Origin of the sequence: Streptomyces venezuelae, assembly GCF_008642275.1 — a bacterium.
Classification (GTDB): Bacteria; Actinomycetota; Actinomycetes; order Streptomycetales; family Streptomycetaceae; genus Streptomyces; species Streptomyces venezuelae_E.
On record NZ_CP029189.1, the window covers coordinates 2,222,052 to 2,238,027 of the forward strand.

Sequence of the window (15,976 nt, forward strand, 5' to 3'; positions counted from 1 at the left end):
CACCGGGCGAACGGCAGGCTATGGGGGTGTCAACGACCGCTCGTACGCGACCTGGACGAGGGGGTTCCCGTCGCCGAAGTCGTGGGTGCGCGCGGTGCCGCTCTCGGTGAACCCGCACTTGGTGTAGAAGCGGCGGGACTGCGGGGTGTCGCGCAGCGTCCACAGGTGCGTGCGGGCGAACCCGTCGTCGCGCAGGTGCCGGAGCGTCTGCGTCATGAGCGCGGCGGCGAGGCCGCTGCCCCAGCTGTCGGGTGGCTGTAGAAGGAGAGGATCTCGGCGGGACCCGGCCCGGCCGAGGACGGTCCGAAGGCCGACAGTGCCAGGGGACGTCCGTCGTGTTCGGCCAGGAGGACCGTGGCGGCGGCTCCCGGCCCGACCCTTTCGTGCCATCGCGTCCGCCTGCTCCGGACGCCGTCCGCGGCGAACTCCGGAGCGAAGAAGGGGGCGTAGGCCGCCTCCCAGGCCGCGGCGTGGATCTCGCCGAGGACGTCCCCGTCGTACGGGCCTGCGCGCCGGACTGTGAACATGCCGTCACCGTATCCCGCGTGCGTTCCCCGGCGCTCGGGAACGTCGGAGCGGGCGCCCGCACGGGACCACCGCCTGCGGGAACAGCTGCCGCCCCGGATCCCGGAACTCCGGGACCCGTAGCCCGTACTCCCCGACCGCGAGATCCATCCCCTCCGCACGTGCGAGGACTGCGACCGCGTCTTCCGCTCCCCCGCCCCCGGCCGGTGCACCGGCTGTGCGGCGGCAGCGACGGCGGCCTGAAGCGCGGTCCGTCTTGGGGATTCGGCTGCCGGAAGCAGACCGGTACTGGTAACTGTGGACACTTCGGGAGACAGTCCTTCTCGTCGGGCGGGGGTACACGTCATGGCCTGGCCCGGCATGAACGGTTCGGAGGACGGCGAGCGGGAGCCGCGCCGGTACCTGATCGCCACCGTGGTGGCCGAGTACCTGAAGAACCGCGACTGGAACCGGCCGGAACTGCTGGAGGCCCGCACCAGGGTCGTCGATCTGTTCACCGGCCCGCTCGGGTACCGCCTCCACGACCCGCTGCCGCAGAACCCCACCGGCCGGCAACTGACCGATGCCCTGCGCGCGTTCTGCACGTCGCCGGAGCGCCGGGAGGACGACCTGCTGACGATCTACCTGTCCTGTCACGGCGAGATCCTCGACGACGGCGAGGAACACGTCCTGCTCACCGCCGACACCGACCCCGAAGACCTGACCTACACCGCCCTGCCGACCGCCGACCTCACACGGGCCGTCCTGCGCGGTTCCCGTATCCGGCGGGTCCTGCTCCTGCTGGACGCGTGTTACGTCGGCCAGGGCGGCAACCAGCTGGCCGCCGGCGCGCTGCAGCGCCTCGGTGCGGCCTGGGGCAGGAGCTCCGGCTCGGGGCTGGTGGTGGTCTCCTCCGCGCAGCCGGACCAGGCTGCCGCGACCGGCACCTTCCCCAAGCTGCTGGAGGAGGCGGTCACCAGTCTCTCCGTGGCCGGGCACGCCCCGCGGACGCTCCCGGTGGACGCGTTGGTGCAGCACATGAACGCGTCGAACGACCTGCCCGGGCATCAGCGCATCGGCGTGACGATGGTGGGCCTGGACGGTGAGCCTCCGGCGTTCTTCCCCAACCCCCGCCACGACATCCGGCTGACCGAGGTCGACCTCGCCGTTCAGCGGGCCGCCGCCTTCGACGAACAGGACCGCAGGCGGGAGACGGAGTTCACGTCCCGGCTGCTCGTCCGCGCGATGGGCGACCACGGCGGCGCCGGGGCGACGGCATGGTGGTTCAGCGGCCGTCGCACCGCCCTGAGCGATCTCGCCTCCTGGCTCAACGACCGCGGCGGCGGCGACCGGTCGGTGTGCCGGGTGGTGACCGCGGGCCCCGGCTCGGGCAAGACGGCCGTGCTGGGACTGGTCGCCGCGCTCACCCACCCCGAACGGCGCCGGACCGTCCCCCTGCACACCCTCGACCTGCCCACCGGCCTGTTGGACACCGACGCGGTCGATGCCGCCGTCTACGCCCAGCGGCTGACCGACACCGATGTCCTGGAGGCCGTCTGCGCCGCCGCCCGCGTCCGGGCCGGGACCGTCGGCGAACTCCTCGAAGCCCTCGGCGCGCGCACCCGGCCGCTGACCGTCCTCATCGACGCCCTCGACGAGGCCGCCACCCCCGGCACCCTCTGCAGTGCGGTGCTGCGCCCGCTGATCGAGCACTCCGGCGGCCGCATCCGCCTGCTCCTCGGTACCCGCCCCTACCTCCTGCCCCGCCTCGGCATCGGCCCCGCCGACACCATCGACCTCGACGACGCCCGCTACGCCGACCCCGAAGCCCTCGCCGTCTACGCCGCCCGCAACCTGCTGGAAGCGCACGCCACCTCCCCCTACCGCGACCGGATCCAGGCCGTGCGGCCGGTGGCGGAGGCCGTCGCCCGGGCCGCCGGGCACTCCTTCCTCATCGCCCGCCTCACCGCAGGCACCCTCGCCGCGGCCCCGGGCATCCCCGACGCGGACGACCCCGCCTGGCGCGCGTCGCTGCCCCGGCACGCCGGCGACGCCATGCGCCACGACCTGCGCCAGCGCCTCGGGGACGACGCCCGGCGCGCGACCGACCTGCTGCGGCCGCTGGCCTACTCCCAGGGCCAGGGCCTGCCCTGGGAGGACGTCTGGGCACCCCTCGCCACCGCGATCTCCGGCCGCACCTACACGGACGACGACCTCGTCTGGCTCCGCGACGAGGCCGGCTCCTACGTCGTCGAGGCCACCGAGAACGGCAGGTCCGCCTACCGCCTCTATCACGAGGCGATGGCCGAGTACCTGCGCGAGGGCACGGAGCCCAGGACGATGCACGCGGCGTACACGCGTGTCCTCACCGCTCGGGTTCCCTGGCACATCGACGTCACCCAGGACTGGTCCCGCGCCCACCCCTACGCCCTGGCCCACCTCGCACACCACGCGGCCCAGGCCGGGTGCCTGGACGGTGTGCTGGCGAGCAGCGAGTACCTCGTCCACGCCGAACCCCGCGGCCTCACCCCGTACTTGCACAGCGCCCACGGCGACACGGCCCGGCTGGCCGCCGCGGTGTACCGCACCGGCCTCCACCTCCACAAGGCCGTCACCCCGCACACGCGACGCCAGACCCTCGCCCTCGACGCGGCCCGCGCCGGCGCCCCCGACCTGCACCGCAGCCTCACGAGCCGGATCCCGCCCGGCGAGTGGGCCCCCGTCTGGGCCACCGGCAGCACCTTCAACCCCGCCCTGCGTGACACCCTCTCCGGGCACACCGGCTCCGTGTACGCGGTGGCGTGTGCGGAGCTCGGCGGCCGTCCCCTCGCGGTCACCACCGGGCAGGACGGGACGGTGCGCGTCTGGGACCTGGCCACCGGCCGGACCGTCGGCAGACCCCTCACCGGCCACACCGGCTCCGTGCACGCGGTGGCCTGCACCGAACTCGACGGCCGTCCCCTCGCGGTCACCACCGGACAGGACGGGACGGTACGCGTCTGGGACCTGGCCACCGGCCGGACCGTCGGCAGACCCCTCACCGGCCACACCGGCTCCGTGCACGCGGTGGCCTGCACCGAACTCGACGGCCGTCCCCTCGCGGTCACCACCGGCGAGGACGGCACCGTACGCGTGTGGGACCTGGCCACCGGACATGCCATCGGCAGCCCCCTCACCGGCCACACCGGCTGGGTCCAGGCAGTGGCGTGCACGAGGCTCGACGGCCGCCCGATCGCCGTCACCGGCGGGTACGACAGGACGGTGCGCCTGTGGGACCTGGCCACCGGCCACGCCGTCGGCAGACCCCTGGCCGGCCACACCGGCCCCGTGCACGCGGTCGCGTGCACCGAACGCGACGGCCGCCCCGTCGCCGTCACCACCGGCCAGGACCGAACCGCACGGGTGTGGGACCTGGCCGCCGGCCACGCCGTCGGCAAACCGCTCACCGGCCACACCGGCTGGGTCCACGCGGTGGCGTGCACCGAACGCGACGGCCTCCCCGTCGCCGTCACCACCGGTGAGGACGGGACGGTGCGGCTGTGGGACCTGGCCACCGGGGACACCATCGGCAAACCCCTCACCGGCCACTCCGGAGCCGTGCACGCGGTGGCGTGCACGGCACTCGACGGCCGCCCCGTCGCCGTCACCACCGGCGCGAACGACAAGACGGCGCGCGTATGGGACCTCGACGCCCGCCACACCGTCGGGGAAGCCCTCTTCGGCCACTCGGGCCGGGTCCAGTCGGTGGCGTGCACCGAACGCGACGGCCGCCCCGTCGCCGTCACCACCGGCGCGGACGACAAATCGGCGCACGTATGGGACCTGACCACCGGCCTCGTCGTCGACAGCCTCACCGGCCACCTCGCCGCCGTACGTTCGGCGGCGTGCACCGGACTCGACGGCCCCCCGGTCGCCGTCACCGGCGCGAACGACAAAACGGCGCGCTCATGGGACCTGGCCACCGGCCGCCCCTTCGGCCCGCCCCTCACCAGCCACCTCGGCGCGGTGACCGTGGTGGCGTGCACCGAGATCGACGGCCGCCCCGTCGTCGCCACGACCGGGGAGAACTACGAGACCGTCCGGCTGTGGGACCTGGTAACCGGCCGGATCATCGGCAAACCCCTCACCGGCCACTCCGGCTGGGTCCACGGGGTGGCGTGCACGAGACTCGAAGGCCGTCCCGTCGCCGTCACCACCGGCGAGGACAGAACCGTACGGGTGTGGGACCTCGGCACCCACCGGCCCGTCGGCGAACCGCTCACCGGCCACGTCGGCGCCGTGCACGCGGTGGCCTGCACCGAACTGGACGGACGCGCCGTCGCCGTCACCACCGGCGCGAAGGACGACGTCGTGCGGGTGTGGGACCTGGCCACCGGGCAGAGCATCGGCAAACCCCTCGTCGGCCACTCGGACGGGGTGCGGACGGTGGCGTGTGCGGTGCTGGACGGCCGACCCGTCGCCGCCACCGGCGGGTACGACGACACCGTGCGGATATGGGACCTGCGCACGTGGTCGGTCACCGCGACGATCCTCCTCAGCCAACCGAACGCCGTCGCCTTCACCGCCACCGGCGACCTCGTCATCGGCTTCCACAACGACATCGCCCTCTTCCGCCGCAAGCCGCACGCCCCGTGACCGGCCTCCGGGCCAGCCCCGGCACCGCACGCGGGGGCGCCCGGTCGTGGGCCGGTGCCGCCGGTCGTACGGTGGAAGGGAGGCGCACCCCCGCAGCAGTCCGCGGTGGTGGCCGCGCCTCCACCGGCCGCGCAGCACCCGCCCCGAGAGCCGGGCGCCGGGGGCGGCTCCCCACGACGGCCCGTCCCCGAAGGACGTCCACCGGACCCCGGGCCCCGGCCCCGGGGCCACGACTCGTCGAAGCCGGAGAGCAGGTACGCCCCCATGCACATGTCGACCCGTATCGCCGGTGTCCTCACCGGCCTGTTCCTGTCCCTCGCGGGTGCGGCCGTGGCCGCCCCCGCCGCCCACGCGGACATCCCCGCCTGCACGAACATGGCCGCGCAGGCGGGGGCCGAGGTCACCGACGCCGTCACCGCGTCCTGCAGGCAGGGCGTGAGCGGTGATCTGCAGGGCTGCGTGAGCGGCCTGACGGCGGCCGGAGTGCCGGGTGGCGCCGCGAACGGTGCCTGCCGGACCGCGGCCCTGGAACCGCGGTAGGCCGAACACCCCGCCGGGCGGGGAAACAGTGACATGCGTCACGGCGCGTACGTCGGCGGTGTCCCTTCTTGATGGAGCGTTAACCCGTCGACATTTCGATATTTGTCCCTTTTGGAATCGACATTCCCCTCTCCGCCGGAAACGGAATCCGGTATGCCGGCGGACCCGCCCCCGACCGGCCAGGTCACAGCCGTTTCTGAACGACCATCAGACGGTTGCGGGGGTGACCAAATCGTGATGATGCACGATCACGGTCCCGATTCAAGCCACGTGCCGACCTCCCCAGGCTCGTGATCAGCGGAAACTTGCCAGGCCATTCAGAGGCTTTTAAGAATGGCGGCCTCTTCGGCGCCCTGCGATTCCGGCGCCGGAAGCTTCGCGATCACTGAATGAGGTCAGGCATGCAGAAGCATCGGAAGAAGACGTCCTACAAGAAAATAGTCATCGGCGTCGGCGCGCTCGCCATCGTGGGTGTTCCCACCGCCGCCATGGCCTGCTTCGACGGCCAGGACGGCGGCAACGGGCGGACGCGGACCGTGAGCCACCAGCAGCAGCGCCCGTGGCAGTGGACGCCCTCGGCCACCCCGAGCACCCTGGCGCCCGTGGACGCGCCTCTGCCGACCGAGACGCCGGGCAGCAGCCCCTCCGAGGCCTCTCCGAGCAGCCCCGCCACCACCGCCCCGCCCGTCGTGCAGACCACGCCGCCCGCGCAGCCCAAGCCCGCGAAGCCGCCGGTCGCCACGAAGAAGCCGCAGGCACCCCAGCCGTCGAAGCCCGCCGCCCCGCCGGCCTCCGGTGACGTCGCCGCGGTCCTCGCGCTCGTCAACCAGGAGCGCGCCTCCGCCGGCTGCCAGGCCGTCTCCCTCAACGCGAAGCTCACGAAGGCCGCGCAGGACCACAGTGCCGACATGGCCTCCCACGGCAACATGTCCCACACCGGTTCCGACGGCTCGGACCCGGGCGCGCGGATCACCCGCGCCGGGTACACGTGGAGCACCTACGGCGAGAACGTCGCCTACGGCTACAGCACTCCCGAGAAGGTCATGGAGGGCTGGATGAACAGCCAGGGCCACCGGGAGAACATCCTGAACTGCTCCTTCAAGGAGATCGGTATCGGCCTGGCGCAGCCCGGCTCCTACTGGACGCAGGACTTCGGCACGGCCCGCTGACCCCGCGCCAGCCCCACGCGGCGGGCCGCGGACCCTCGAAGGGTCCGCGGCCCGTCCCGTCGGTCGCGGTCAGAGCCTGAACAGCACTCCGCGCCAGGTCCAGCCGGCCCTGAGGACCGTGTTCTGCAGGGGGTTCCTCACCAGTCCCGTGTCGAAGCGGAACGTCTCCACCTTGCGGCGGCGGCCGTCGGCGCCCCGCTGGAGCTCCCACTGCTTGTAGACCGCCTTGCCCGGACCCCGGCCGTACTGCTGGCCGGAGTGCTCCATCGCGGGCTCCCAGCGCTCTTCGAGCACGCGCACCTCGTGCTTCGCGGGGACCAGTCGCATGCTGGTCTTCAGGGTCAGCCGCATCTCGCTGACGCGGCACTCCACCACCAGGTCGGCACGCTCCCGCGAGGTGCCCTCGCGGACGGCGAACAGCTGGTCCGAACCCCCCAGCGCGAGCAGCGCGTCCCGCAGCTCCTCGGCGGCCCCCGGTGTCACCCCCCGCGCCGGGTGCCTGGTGCCCGTACGGCTGTCCCAGAATCCGCCCACCGTCAGCCCACCGCCCCGGTGTCCGGGCGCACGGTGCGCACGAAGTCCTGGAAGTCGCCGAGGACACTGTCGTGCTGGGCCGCCGTGGAGGTCAGGGCCAGGCGGATCATCGCCCGCTTGCGCGGGTCCCCGGTGTCCACGAGGGACAGGTAGACCTGGGACTGGGTGAGCTCGCGGGCCACGCCGTCGGCCACCGCGGAGAAGCTCAGCCGCTGGGTCAGGGCGGGCGCGTCCTCGGAGCCGACCTCGCGGCGGTGGACCAGCTCCACCGACTCGGCGAACTCGCCCAGTTGCGCCACCGACGCATCGGCGATCTCGGCCAGGGTCACCCCGTCCTTGGGGAACCCGCCGTCGATGGTGATGTTGGCCGTGAACCCGGCGTCCGGCCGCGGATGCACCGCGGCGAAGGCCACTCCTGGGTCGAACTCCTCCGGGCGGGCCGGGAGCCAGCCCTCGGGCAGCCGGAATTCGATCGGTACCGGCAGTGTCGTGGGCATCGGGGGCCCTCCTTCCATGGATACGGACATCAGTCGAGCAGCCAGTCCTTGAAGTCGCCCGCGGCGTCGCCGACGGCGTGCGCCGTGTCGCCCACCGCGTCGGCCACGTCACCGGCGGTCTTGGCCACCTTCGCGGGGTCGACGGTGATCTCCAGGCCTATGGAGCCGCCGAGGAGCGGTGAGGCGCCGGCCTTGCCGCCGAGCTTGTACACCCCGGTCTCCTCGTCCTTCTTGTAGCCCCACCAGGCCTCGGCACCGGGACCCGCCCAGCCTTCGGCCGTCACACCGACGCCGATACCGCCGGACTCCACGCCTCCGTTGAGACTGCCCTTCGCCCCGGCGAACGCCTTGGCGCCGACCGTCACTTCCTCCTTGGTGAACTTGGCGCTGCCCGAGACCTCGCCACCGACGAACCCCTCGGCCCGTCCGTAGGCGCTCTGGTAGTCGCCTCCGACCCGGCCTTCGGCCAGGGCCCGGATTCCCGCGGACCCCTCGGCCTTGGCCACGAATCCCTTGTCGGTGATGCCCCAGTTCGCGGTGGCCCGGCCTCCGCCGTAGATGTCGGCGACCCCGGAGAGCTGCATCGCCCCCCAGCGCCCCTCTCCCTTCGCGGTCTCGTGGAAGAGGTCGGCGTAGGCCTTGACCGAGCCTTCCTTGCCGTACTGGCCCCAGCCGGTACTGCTGAAGCCGGTGTCCCAGGTGTCGGGCCTGGTCTTGATGTCGGCCTCGGCGTGCTTCTTGGCCTTCGCCAGGTCACCCTCGGCGTAGTTGTTGAAGCCCATGAGGCTTTCGTCGGCGCCGCTGCCGCGGCCCATGGCGTCCTTGTTGGTGTCGTACACGGCCGACTCAAGGGCGTCCTTGATGTGCTGGTCGGCGTCGGAGGCGGCCTTGACCCGGTCGTCGATGTGCTTCTGCCACTTGCCGACCGCGGTACGGATGGCCTCCTGGCCGTCGGGGTCGTGGTGGTAGGCGCTGCGCTCGGAAGCCGTCAGCTTGGAGTAGTCGAAGGCGACGCGCCCCTGCTCCGAGACGGTCATGCCGGCGGCGACCGCGTCGTCGCGGGCGCTCTCCAGCTTCTTCTTGAGGTCGGTGAGCTGTTCGTGGGCGCCCCGCAGCAGGCTCGCCACCGCCTTGGCCTGGTTCTGCGCGGCGCCGTACTCGTAGCGGGTCGCCGTGAACTTCACGTGCGCCGCGCCGGAACTGACACCGACCCAGTCGTCGCCCATGGTGATCTTCTGGACGGTGTCCCCGTAGCGGGTCTCGACCTTCTTCAGCTCGCTCGCCATGAGGTCCCACTTGGCGGCGGCCGTCGTGAGCAGGCCCAGGTCGGTGGTCATCACTTCGTAATAGCTCAGCACCACAACCCCCTACATTCCGTGCAGTTGCGACTGCGACGCGAACTGGCTGCCCAGCCCGATGTCGGTGCCGGAGATGGACGCCGAGGCGCGGCGCAGCGCCACCTTCTCCCCGGCGAGGCGGCCCATCAGGGAACCCACCTGCTGGTCCCACGTGTCCGCGACCTTCTTCAGGCCGGCGGCCGTCTCCCAGCCGTCGAAACCCTTCTGGGCCTTGCCGGTGGCCTCGTCCGCGTGCTCCGTCGCCTTCTTGGTGGCGTCCTCCAGCTCGTTCTCGATCGTGTTCGCCGCCGCCTTCTTCGCCGCGGGCGACGAGGCGAAGTCCTTGGGGCCGCCCGTGAGGAACAGGCCCGAGGAGGGCGGGGTGACGCCGGGAGCGTAGGGGACCACCGTCGGTGCGGTGGCGCCCGGAGCGTGCGGGCCGGGCGTCGTGGGCGTGACTCCCGGAGCGTACGGAGTCATCGGCGGGGTGACCCCCGGAGCGTACGGACCCAACGGCGGTCCGCTGTTCAACCGCATGTCCACCTGGCCGAGATCATCTGACATGGTCACGCCTCCCCGTAGTTGAGGGTGATCATATGCAAAATCGCGAAGGAATCGGCCAGCGCCGCCCGGCCTTTCGGGCGGCTCGCCCCGGCGGCCCGGACACGGCCGCCGGGGCGTACGGGAGCGGCTACGCCCCGTAGAACAGTTCGTCCACCACCGCCCGCGCGCGGCGGGTGATGCGGCGGTAGTCGTCCAGCAACTCCCCGACCGTTCCCTCGGCGTAGCCGAGGTAGCGGCCCACGGCCGCGAGTTCCCGGGCCTCGGTCGGGAAGGTGTCCCCGGCCCGCCCGCGCACCAGCATCACGGCGTTGCGGACCCGGGTCGCCAGGACCCAGGCCTCGTCGAGGATCTGTGCCTCCTCGGTCGGGATCAGCCCGGCCGCGTGGGCGGCCGCCAGGGCCTCGCGGGTACGGGTGGTGCGCAGGCCCGGTTCGGCCCACGCGTGCCGCATCTGGATCAGCTGGACGGTCCACTCGACGTCGCTGAGGCCGCCGCGGCCGAGTTTGGTGTGCAGGGTCGGGTCGGCCCCGCGCGGCAGCCGCTCCGACTCCATGCGGGCCTTGAGCCGGCGGATCTCGCGTACGGCGTCCTCGCCGAGCCCCTCCATCGGGTAGCGCAGCGGGTCGATCAGCTCGATGAAGCGGGTGCCGATGTCGGCGTCGCCCGCGACCGGTTCGGCGCGCAGCAGGGCCTGGCTCTCCCAGGTCAGGGACCACCGACGGTAGTAGGCGGCGTAGGAGGCCAGCGTGCGCACCAGCGGGCCGGAACGGCCTTCGGGGCGCAGGTCGGCGTCGATGAGCAGCGGCGGGTCGGTGGTGGGCAGCTGGAGCAGCCTGCGCATCTCGGCGATGACGGTCTGGGCGGCCTTGGCGGCCTCCTGCTCGTCGACGCCCTCGCGGGGTTCGTGGACGAACAGGACGTCGGCGTCGGAGCCGTAGCCGAGTTCGTGGCCGCCGAAGCGGCCGACGCCGATGACGGCGAAGCGGGTGGGCAGGGTGTCGCCGTAGTGGCTGTGGACGGCGGCGCGCAGGGCCCCGGCGACGGTGGCGGCGGTGAGGTCGGAGACGGCTCCGCCGACCCGGTCGACGAGGGCTCCGTGGTCCTCCTCGGCCGGGTTGTCCTCCGTACCGTACGAGCCGATGATGTCGGCCGCGGTGGTCCGGAAGAGCTCGCGGCGGCGCACCCCGCGGGCGGCGGCGACGGCGGCCTCGGGGGTGTCGGCGCGGCCGACGGCGGCGAGGACCTCCTGCTCCAGGGCCTCGTGGGAACGGGGCTGCAGGCCTTCGGGGTCGCCGAGCAGGGCCACGGCCTCGGGGGCGCGCATCAGCAGGTCGGGGGCGAGGCGCCCGGCGGACAGGACGCGGGCGAGGTTCTCGGCGGCGGCGCCCTCGTCGCGGAGCAGGCGCAGGTACCAGGGGGTCTTGCCGAGGGCGTCGGAGACCTTGCGGAAGTTCAGCAGGCCGGCGTCCGGGTCGGCGGAGTCGGCGAACCAGCCGAGCATCACGGGCAGCAGGGTGCGCTGGATGGCGGCCTTGCGGGTGACGCCGGAGGCGAGGGCTTCGAGGTGGCGCAGGGCCGAGGCCGGGTCGGCGTAGCCGAGGGCTTCGAGGCGCTGGCCGGCGGCGCGCGGGGAGAGCCGGGTCTCGCCGGGCGTGAGCTGGGCGACGGCGTCGAGCAGCGGCCGGTAGAAGAGCTTCTCGTGCAGGCGCCGGACCACGGAGGCGTGCCGGCGCCAGGCCTTGTTGAGCTCGGCGACCGGTTCGGTGCGCAGGCCCATGGAACGGCCGAGGCGCCGCAGGTCGTTCTCGTCCTCGGGGACGAGGTGGGTGCGGCGCAGCCGGTAGAGCTGGATGCGGTGCTCCATGGCGCGCAGGAAGCGGTACGCGTCGTGCAGTTGGGCGGCGTCGGCGCGGCCGACGTAGCCGCCGGCGGCGAGGGCGTGCAGGGCGTCGAGGGTGCTGCCGGAGTGCAGGGTGGCGTCGCTGCGGCCGTGCACGAGCTGGAGCAGCTGGACGGCGAACTCGACGTCGCGCAGGCCGCCGGGGCCGAGTTTGAGCTCGCGGTCGACCTGGGCGGCGGGGATGTTGTCGACGACGCGGCGGCGCATCTTCTGGACGTCGGCGACGAAGTTCTCGCGTTCGGCGGCCTGCCAGACCAGCGGGCTTATGGCGGCGATGTACTCGGCGCCCAGGGCCTCGTCGCCGGCCACGGCGCGGGCCTTGAGGAGGGCCTGGAACTCCCAGGTCTTGGCCCAGCGCTGGTAGTAGGCCAGGTGGGAGGAGAGGGTGCGGACGAGGGGGCCGTTGCGGCCCTCGGGGCGGAGGTTGGCGTCGACGGGCCAGATCGTGCCCTCGACGGTGGTCTCCGAGCAGATCCGCATCAGGTGGGAGGCGAGACGGGTGGCGGCCTGGAGGGCCTTGGCCTCGTCGGCGCCGGGGGCCGCGTCGCCGACGAAGATGACGTCGACGTCGGAGACGTAGTTCAGCTCGTTGCCACCGCACTTGCCCATCGCGATGACGGCGAGCCGGCACAGCGCGGCGTCCTCGGGGGCGGCCGCGGAGGCGATCCGCAGGGCCGCGCGGAGGGTCGCGGTGGCCAGGTCGGCGAGCTCGGCGGCGGTCTGGGCGACGTCGATGGTGCCGCAGACGTCGCGGGCGGCGATGGAGAGCAGGCAGCGGCGGTAGGCGACGCGCAGGCCGACGGGGTCGTGCGCGTCGGCGAGTCCGACCTCGAACTCGGGGAGCCCGGGGTGCAGGTCGGCGGCCTCGTAGGTGACGAGGCCGAGCCAGTCGCGGGGGTGGCGGGCGAGGTGGTCGCCGAGGGCCTCGGAGGCGCCCAGCACCCCGAGCAGCCGGTCGCGCAGCGGCTTGGCGCTGACGAGGGTGTCGAGGAGCCCGGGCAGTTCGCCGTCGGGCTGGGCCTCGGCGAGCCGGACGAGGCCGAGGAGGGCGAGGTCGGGGTCGGCGGTCGCGCCGAGGGCGTCGAGCAGCACGGGATCGGCGCGTACGGCCGCCAGCGCGTCGGCGTCGAGCAGCCGGGCGGCGGCGGTGGGGTCGGTGAAGCCGCTGCGCAGCAGCCGGATGAAGGTGCTGCTCCTGCGTCCCGGGACCGTCATCCCGCCGCCTCCCGCGGTTGTCGCTGCCACTGCTTGCCAGTCTCTCCTGAGCCTAGGCCCTGGGACCTGTCGGCGGAGTCCCGCCCTGGCCGCGGTGGAGATTTAGGCGTGTCCGGAGCAAATGTTCGACTGGCGGCACATACGATGCCAAGATTCGTCTGATCATCGGTTTACTTATCGCGCCATGGGGTACTCCCGTCGGCCGGCCGGGAGGAGCCACGTGTCCGACTCCTGGCAGGGCCCCGGGGAACGGAACCCGCAGGGCGTACCGAGCGGATCGGGGTGGGAGCGACAGACCCGGCCGCCGGAGCGGACCCAGCAGCAGCCGCACCCGGCGGAGCAGATACCGCAGCCGTACCCGCCGGAGCAGGCCGCGAGGCCGCACCCGCCGGAACAGGCCCACCGACCGCACCCGGCGGAGCAGATACCGCAGCCGTACCCGGCCGAACAGGCCGCGAAGCCGCACCCGCCGGAGCAGGCCCACCGACCGCACCCGGCCGAGGAGATACCGCAGCCGTACCCGCCGGAACAGGGCTCGCAGGCGCACCCGGCCGAGCGGTCCTACCAGGGGCGCCCGCAGGAGCCGCACCCTTACGCGCACCTGCCCCGGCAGGTCCACCGGGCGGTGTCGCACGGCGAGTTGGCTGCCCCGCGGGCCGAACCGCCCGTCGTGGCCGGGCCGGCCGCCCCGGCTCCGCGCGCCGGAGCGACCGAGGCTCCCGAAGTCCCCGCAGCCCGCGAAGCATCCGCACCCGCACCCGAGGCGTCGGCGGCCGCCGAGGCCGAGACGTCCGGCAGCCGCCGTCAGGCGCGCCGCCGGGCCCGGACCCGCGGCAAGGACGGCGGCGCCGGCGACGGCGCCCGAACCCGGCCTCGCCGTCGCCGCCGCCGGGCCGGCCTCCTCAAGGTCGTCGCCTTCTGCGTGGTCACCGCCGTCGGCGGCCTCCTCCTGCTCCGGGGCAACGAACTCCTCGACCGCCTCGGCTCCCCCACCGCCCCCGACAAGGCGGCCGGCACCCCCACCCCGGCCCCCGATCCGCCCGACCCCGGCCGGGTGCTCCAGGTCGTCGCGCACCCCGACGACGACCTGTACTTCATGAACCCGGACCTGCGGTACTCCATATCCGCCGGCCGGCCCGTCACCTCCGTCTACCTGACCTCCGGCGAGGCCGACGGCATCAACGCCGGCGCCGCCAAAGCGGCCGTCACCAAGCCCGACAAACCCGCCTACGCCGAGGCCCGCCAGAACGGCATCCGCGCCGCCTACGCCAAGATGGCCACCGGCGACCGCGGCAGCCCCTGGACGCGTACCGTCGTCCCGACCAGGGGCGGCGGCCAGGCCGAAGTCGACGTCCTCGTCGCCAAGCCCCAGGTCAACCTCGTCTGGCTGCAGCTCCGCGAGGCCGGCACCGTCTACGACAGCGCCCCGGACAGCCTGCACGGCCTGTGGGACGGCAAGGTTCCCCGCCTGGACTCCATGCTCGCGTCCGGCAGCCCGGTCACGCAGAAGTTCTCGTACTCCAAGGACCAGGTCGTCCAGACCCTCGTCGGCGTCCTGGAGCAGTACCGGCCGACCACCGTCCGTTCCCAGGACCCGACCCCCGGCCGGTACCACGACACCAAGCGGTACACGGACCACCAGGACCACTTCTACGGCGCCCGGTTCGTACAGCTGGCCACCGCCGCCTACGCCGCGGACGTCACGGACCGCCCGCACTTCGCGGTGCAGAACTACGCCGGCTACATAAACGGCTCGCTCCCCAGCGCCCTGGACCCGGACGAGGCCAGGGAGAAGCTGGACATCCTGGGCACCTACGCCTGGCTCGACCAGCAGAACCACTGCAACAGCCCCGCCGGCTGCGGCGACCTCAAGATCTCCGACCAGCCGGGCGGCAACCGCTGGTCGGACTCCATCAACTACACCCGCGGCACCAGCACCAGCTGGCTCACCTCCGACGCCGGGCACGGGCTGTGGGCCTTCAAGGTGCTGGACGGCCAGGTGGCGCTCTGGCACCGGCCCGGTCCCGCCGGCCGCTGGAAGGGCCCGGACCTGCTCCCCGGTACCGGCATGGACCCGGGTGTGAGCACCGTGACCCTGCCGGACGGCCGGATAGCCGCCTTCGGCACCCGCACCTCCTTCGGCGCGAAGCCCACCGACTACACGCGTGAGGTCGTCTACGCCGTCCAGAAGCAGCCGGGGGCCGAGGAGTTCACGCAGTGGCAGTCGCTCGGCACCCCCGAGACCGCGGACGAGACGTGGACCTCCGACATCAGCGCCCCGGCCGTATCGGTCGACGGCACCGGCCAGTTGGCGGCGTACGTCCGTGACGGCGCGAACAGCCTGCGCGGCCGGGTGCAGCGGGCGGACGGCAGCTGGGGGCCCTGGGAGAAGTACGGCGGCACCGACCTGCACGGCTCCCCGGCCACCGCGACCGACGGCGCCGGGCGGCGCATGGTGTTCTCCGCCACCTCCAAGTCGGTGGTGGGCTGGACGCAGCCGAAGCCGGGCGAGCCGCTGGGCCAGGTCACGGCCACCGGACTGCCGGACACCACGCTGCCGCTGACCGCGGACGGCCGCGAGGGCGGGGTACGGCTGTGGTTCCGCAAGCCCGGCTCCGGCAACGTCCGTACCGCGCTGATCACGGGCGAGGGCGGGCTGAAGGTGAGCCAGATGACCGACCTCGGCGGCCTCCAGGGCTTCGGCGCGGTGACGGCGAGCGGGCACGTGCTGGCGGGCCGCACGGCGGGCGGCCAACTGGGCTCGGAGGCCGGGCCGGGACGGCCGTGGGAACGCTCCCCGGTGCTGTTCGTCGGTGCGCCCTCCTCCACGACGACCGGCAAGGGCATGGTCAGCCTGGCGGTGGTGGGGCTCGACGCCCGCCTGTACGTGACCTCCTCGGCCGACGCGCCGAACGCGCACCTCGCGCCGTGGCAGCCGGTGGGCCCGCGCAACGCACCGCCGTCTCCCTGAGGACCGCCCTGGCTCCGCGCCGGCCGTCCCGTCCACGCGCCGGCCGCCCTGGCTCCGCGCCGGCCGCCCTGGCGCGCGCCGGCCGTCCTGCCTGCTGCCGTAGCCGGACG

The 15,976-nt window shown here is 73.4% G+C and carries 11 protein-coding genes; 4 read left to right on the plus strand and 7 right to left on the minus strand.

Annotated features, from left to right (window positions below; all coding sequences use genetic code 11):
* Nucleotides 1-18 precede the first annotated feature (18 nt).
* Entirely contained in the window at nucleotides 19-216 is a 198-nt protein-coding gene (locus tag DEJ51_RS34950; RefSeq protein ID WP_223835733.1) for a GNAT family N-acetyltransferase, read from the minus strand.
* Nucleotides 213-527: a hypothetical protein gene (locus tag DEJ51_RS34955; protein WP_223835734.1), complete on the minus strand. Its 315-nt coding sequence runs from the start codon at nucleotides 525-527 to the stop codon at nucleotides 213-215. The genes DEJ51_RS34950 and DEJ51_RS34955 overlap by 4 nt, the downstream gene beginning before the upstream one ends.
* A 358-nt stretch (nucleotides 528-885) precedes the next feature.
* Here DEJ51_RS34955 and DEJ51_RS09415 point away from each other — a divergent pair, with 358 nt between their 5' ends.
* From DEJ51_RS09415 to DEJ51_RS09425, 3 genes are all read left to right on the plus strand, one after another.
* The gene (locus tag DEJ51_RS09415) at nucleotides 886-5,139 is read left to right on the plus strand and encodes a WD40 repeat domain-containing protein (RefSeq protein ID WP_223835735.1); all 4,254 of its coding nucleotides are present in this window, start codon (nucleotides 886-888) and stop codon (nucleotides 5,137-5,139) included.
* A gap of 264 nt (nucleotides 5,140-5,403) precedes the next feature.
* On the plus strand, nucleotides 5,404-5,679 hold the full coding sequence (locus DEJ51_RS09420) for a hypothetical protein (protein WP_150257186.1): 276 nt from the start codon (nucleotides 5,404-5,406) through the stop codon (nucleotides 5,677-5,679).
* A 401-nt stretch (nucleotides 5,680-6,080) separates the two neighbouring features.
* The gene (locus DEJ51_RS09425) at nucleotides 6,081-6,848 is read left to right on the plus strand and encodes a CAP domain-containing protein (RefSeq protein ID WP_150257187.1); all 768 of its coding nucleotides are present in this window, start codon (nucleotides 6,081-6,083) and stop codon (nucleotides 6,846-6,848) included.
* Nucleotides 6,849-6,917: 69 nt separating this feature from the next.
* Here DEJ51_RS09425 and DEJ51_RS09430 read toward each other — a convergent pair whose 3' ends face one another.
* The 5 genes from DEJ51_RS09430 to DEJ51_RS09450 form a co-directional block, all read right to left on the minus strand.
* Nucleotides 6,918-7,382 (minus strand): hypothetical protein, encoded by a 465-nt coding sequence (locus tag DEJ51_RS09430; RefSeq protein WP_150257188.1) that lies wholly within the window; start codon nucleotides 7,380-7,382, stop codon nucleotides 6,918-6,920.
* 2 nt (nucleotides 7,383-7,384) lie between these two features.
* Nucleotides 7,385-7,879, minus strand: a complete 495-nt coding sequence (locus DEJ51_RS09435; protein WP_150257189.1) for a hypothetical protein — start codon at nucleotides 7,877-7,879, stop codon at nucleotides 7,385-7,387.
* 29 nt (nucleotides 7,880-7,908) lie between these two features.
* Entirely contained in the window at nucleotides 7,909-9,216 is a 1,308-nt protein-coding gene (locus DEJ51_RS09440; RefSeq protein ID WP_223835736.1) for a hypothetical protein, read from the minus strand.
* Between the two features lie 30 nt (nucleotides 9,217-9,246).
* The gene (locus DEJ51_RS34465; protein ID WP_190620274.1) at nucleotides 9,247-9,780 is read right to left on the minus strand and encodes a hypothetical protein; all 534 of its coding nucleotides are present in this window, start codon (nucleotides 9,778-9,780) and stop codon (nucleotides 9,247-9,249) included.
* 127 nt (nucleotides 9,781-9,907) lie between these two features.
* Nucleotides 9,908-12,895 (minus strand): bifunctional [glutamine synthetase] adenylyltransferase/[glutamine synthetase]-adenylyl-L-tyrosine phosphorylase, encoded by a 2,988-nt coding sequence (locus DEJ51_RS09450; RefSeq protein ID WP_150257191.1) that lies wholly within the window; start codon nucleotides 12,893-12,895, stop codon nucleotides 9,908-9,910.
* Between the two features lie 220 nt (nucleotides 12,896-13,115).
* On the opposite strand from DEJ51_RS09450, the gene DEJ51_RS09455 reads away from it, so the two are divergent.
* Entirely contained in the window at nucleotides 13,116-15,866 is a 2,751-nt protein-coding gene (locus tag DEJ51_RS09455; RefSeq protein ID WP_190620276.1) for a PIG-L family deacetylase, read from the plus strand.
* Nucleotides 15,867-15,976: the final 110 nt, after the last annotated feature.

Bases quoted from the DNA above. Each gene is read 5' to 3' on its own strand.
- DEJ51_RS34950 (WP_223835733.1), bottom strand. From the start codon at position 216: ATGACGCAGACGCTCCGGCACCTGCGCGACGACGGGTTCGCCCGCACG.
- DEJ51_RS34955 (WP_223835734.1), bottom strand. From the start codon at position 527: ATGTTCACAGTCCGGCGCGCAGGCCCGTACGACGGGGACGTCCTCGGC.
- DEJ51_RS09415 (WP_223835735.1), top strand. From the start codon at position 886: ATGAACGGTTCGGAGGACGGCGAGCGGGAGCCGCGCCGGTACCTGATC.
- DEJ51_RS09420 (WP_150257186.1), top strand. From the start codon at position 5,404: ATGCACATGTCGACCCGTATCGCCGGTGTCCTCACCGGCCTGTTCCTG.
- DEJ51_RS09425 (WP_150257187.1), top strand. From the start codon at position 6,081: ATGCAGAAGCATCGGAAGAAGACGTCCTACAAGAAAATAGTCATCGGC.
- DEJ51_RS09435 (WP_150257189.1), bottom strand. From the start codon at position 7,879: ATGCCCACGACACTGCCGGTACCGATCGAATTCCGGCTGCCCGAGGGC.
- DEJ51_RS09440 (WP_223835736.1), bottom strand. From the start codon at position 9,216: ATGACCACCGACCTGGGCCTGCTCACGACGGCCGCCGCCAAGTGGGAC.
- DEJ51_RS34465 (WP_190620274.1), bottom strand. From the start codon at position 9,780: ATGTCAGATGATCTCGGCCAGGTGGACATGCGGTTGAACAGCGGACCG.
- DEJ51_RS09450 (WP_150257191.1), bottom strand. From the start codon at position 12,895: ATGACGGTCCCGGGACGCAGGAGCAGCACCTTCATCCGGCTGCTGCGC.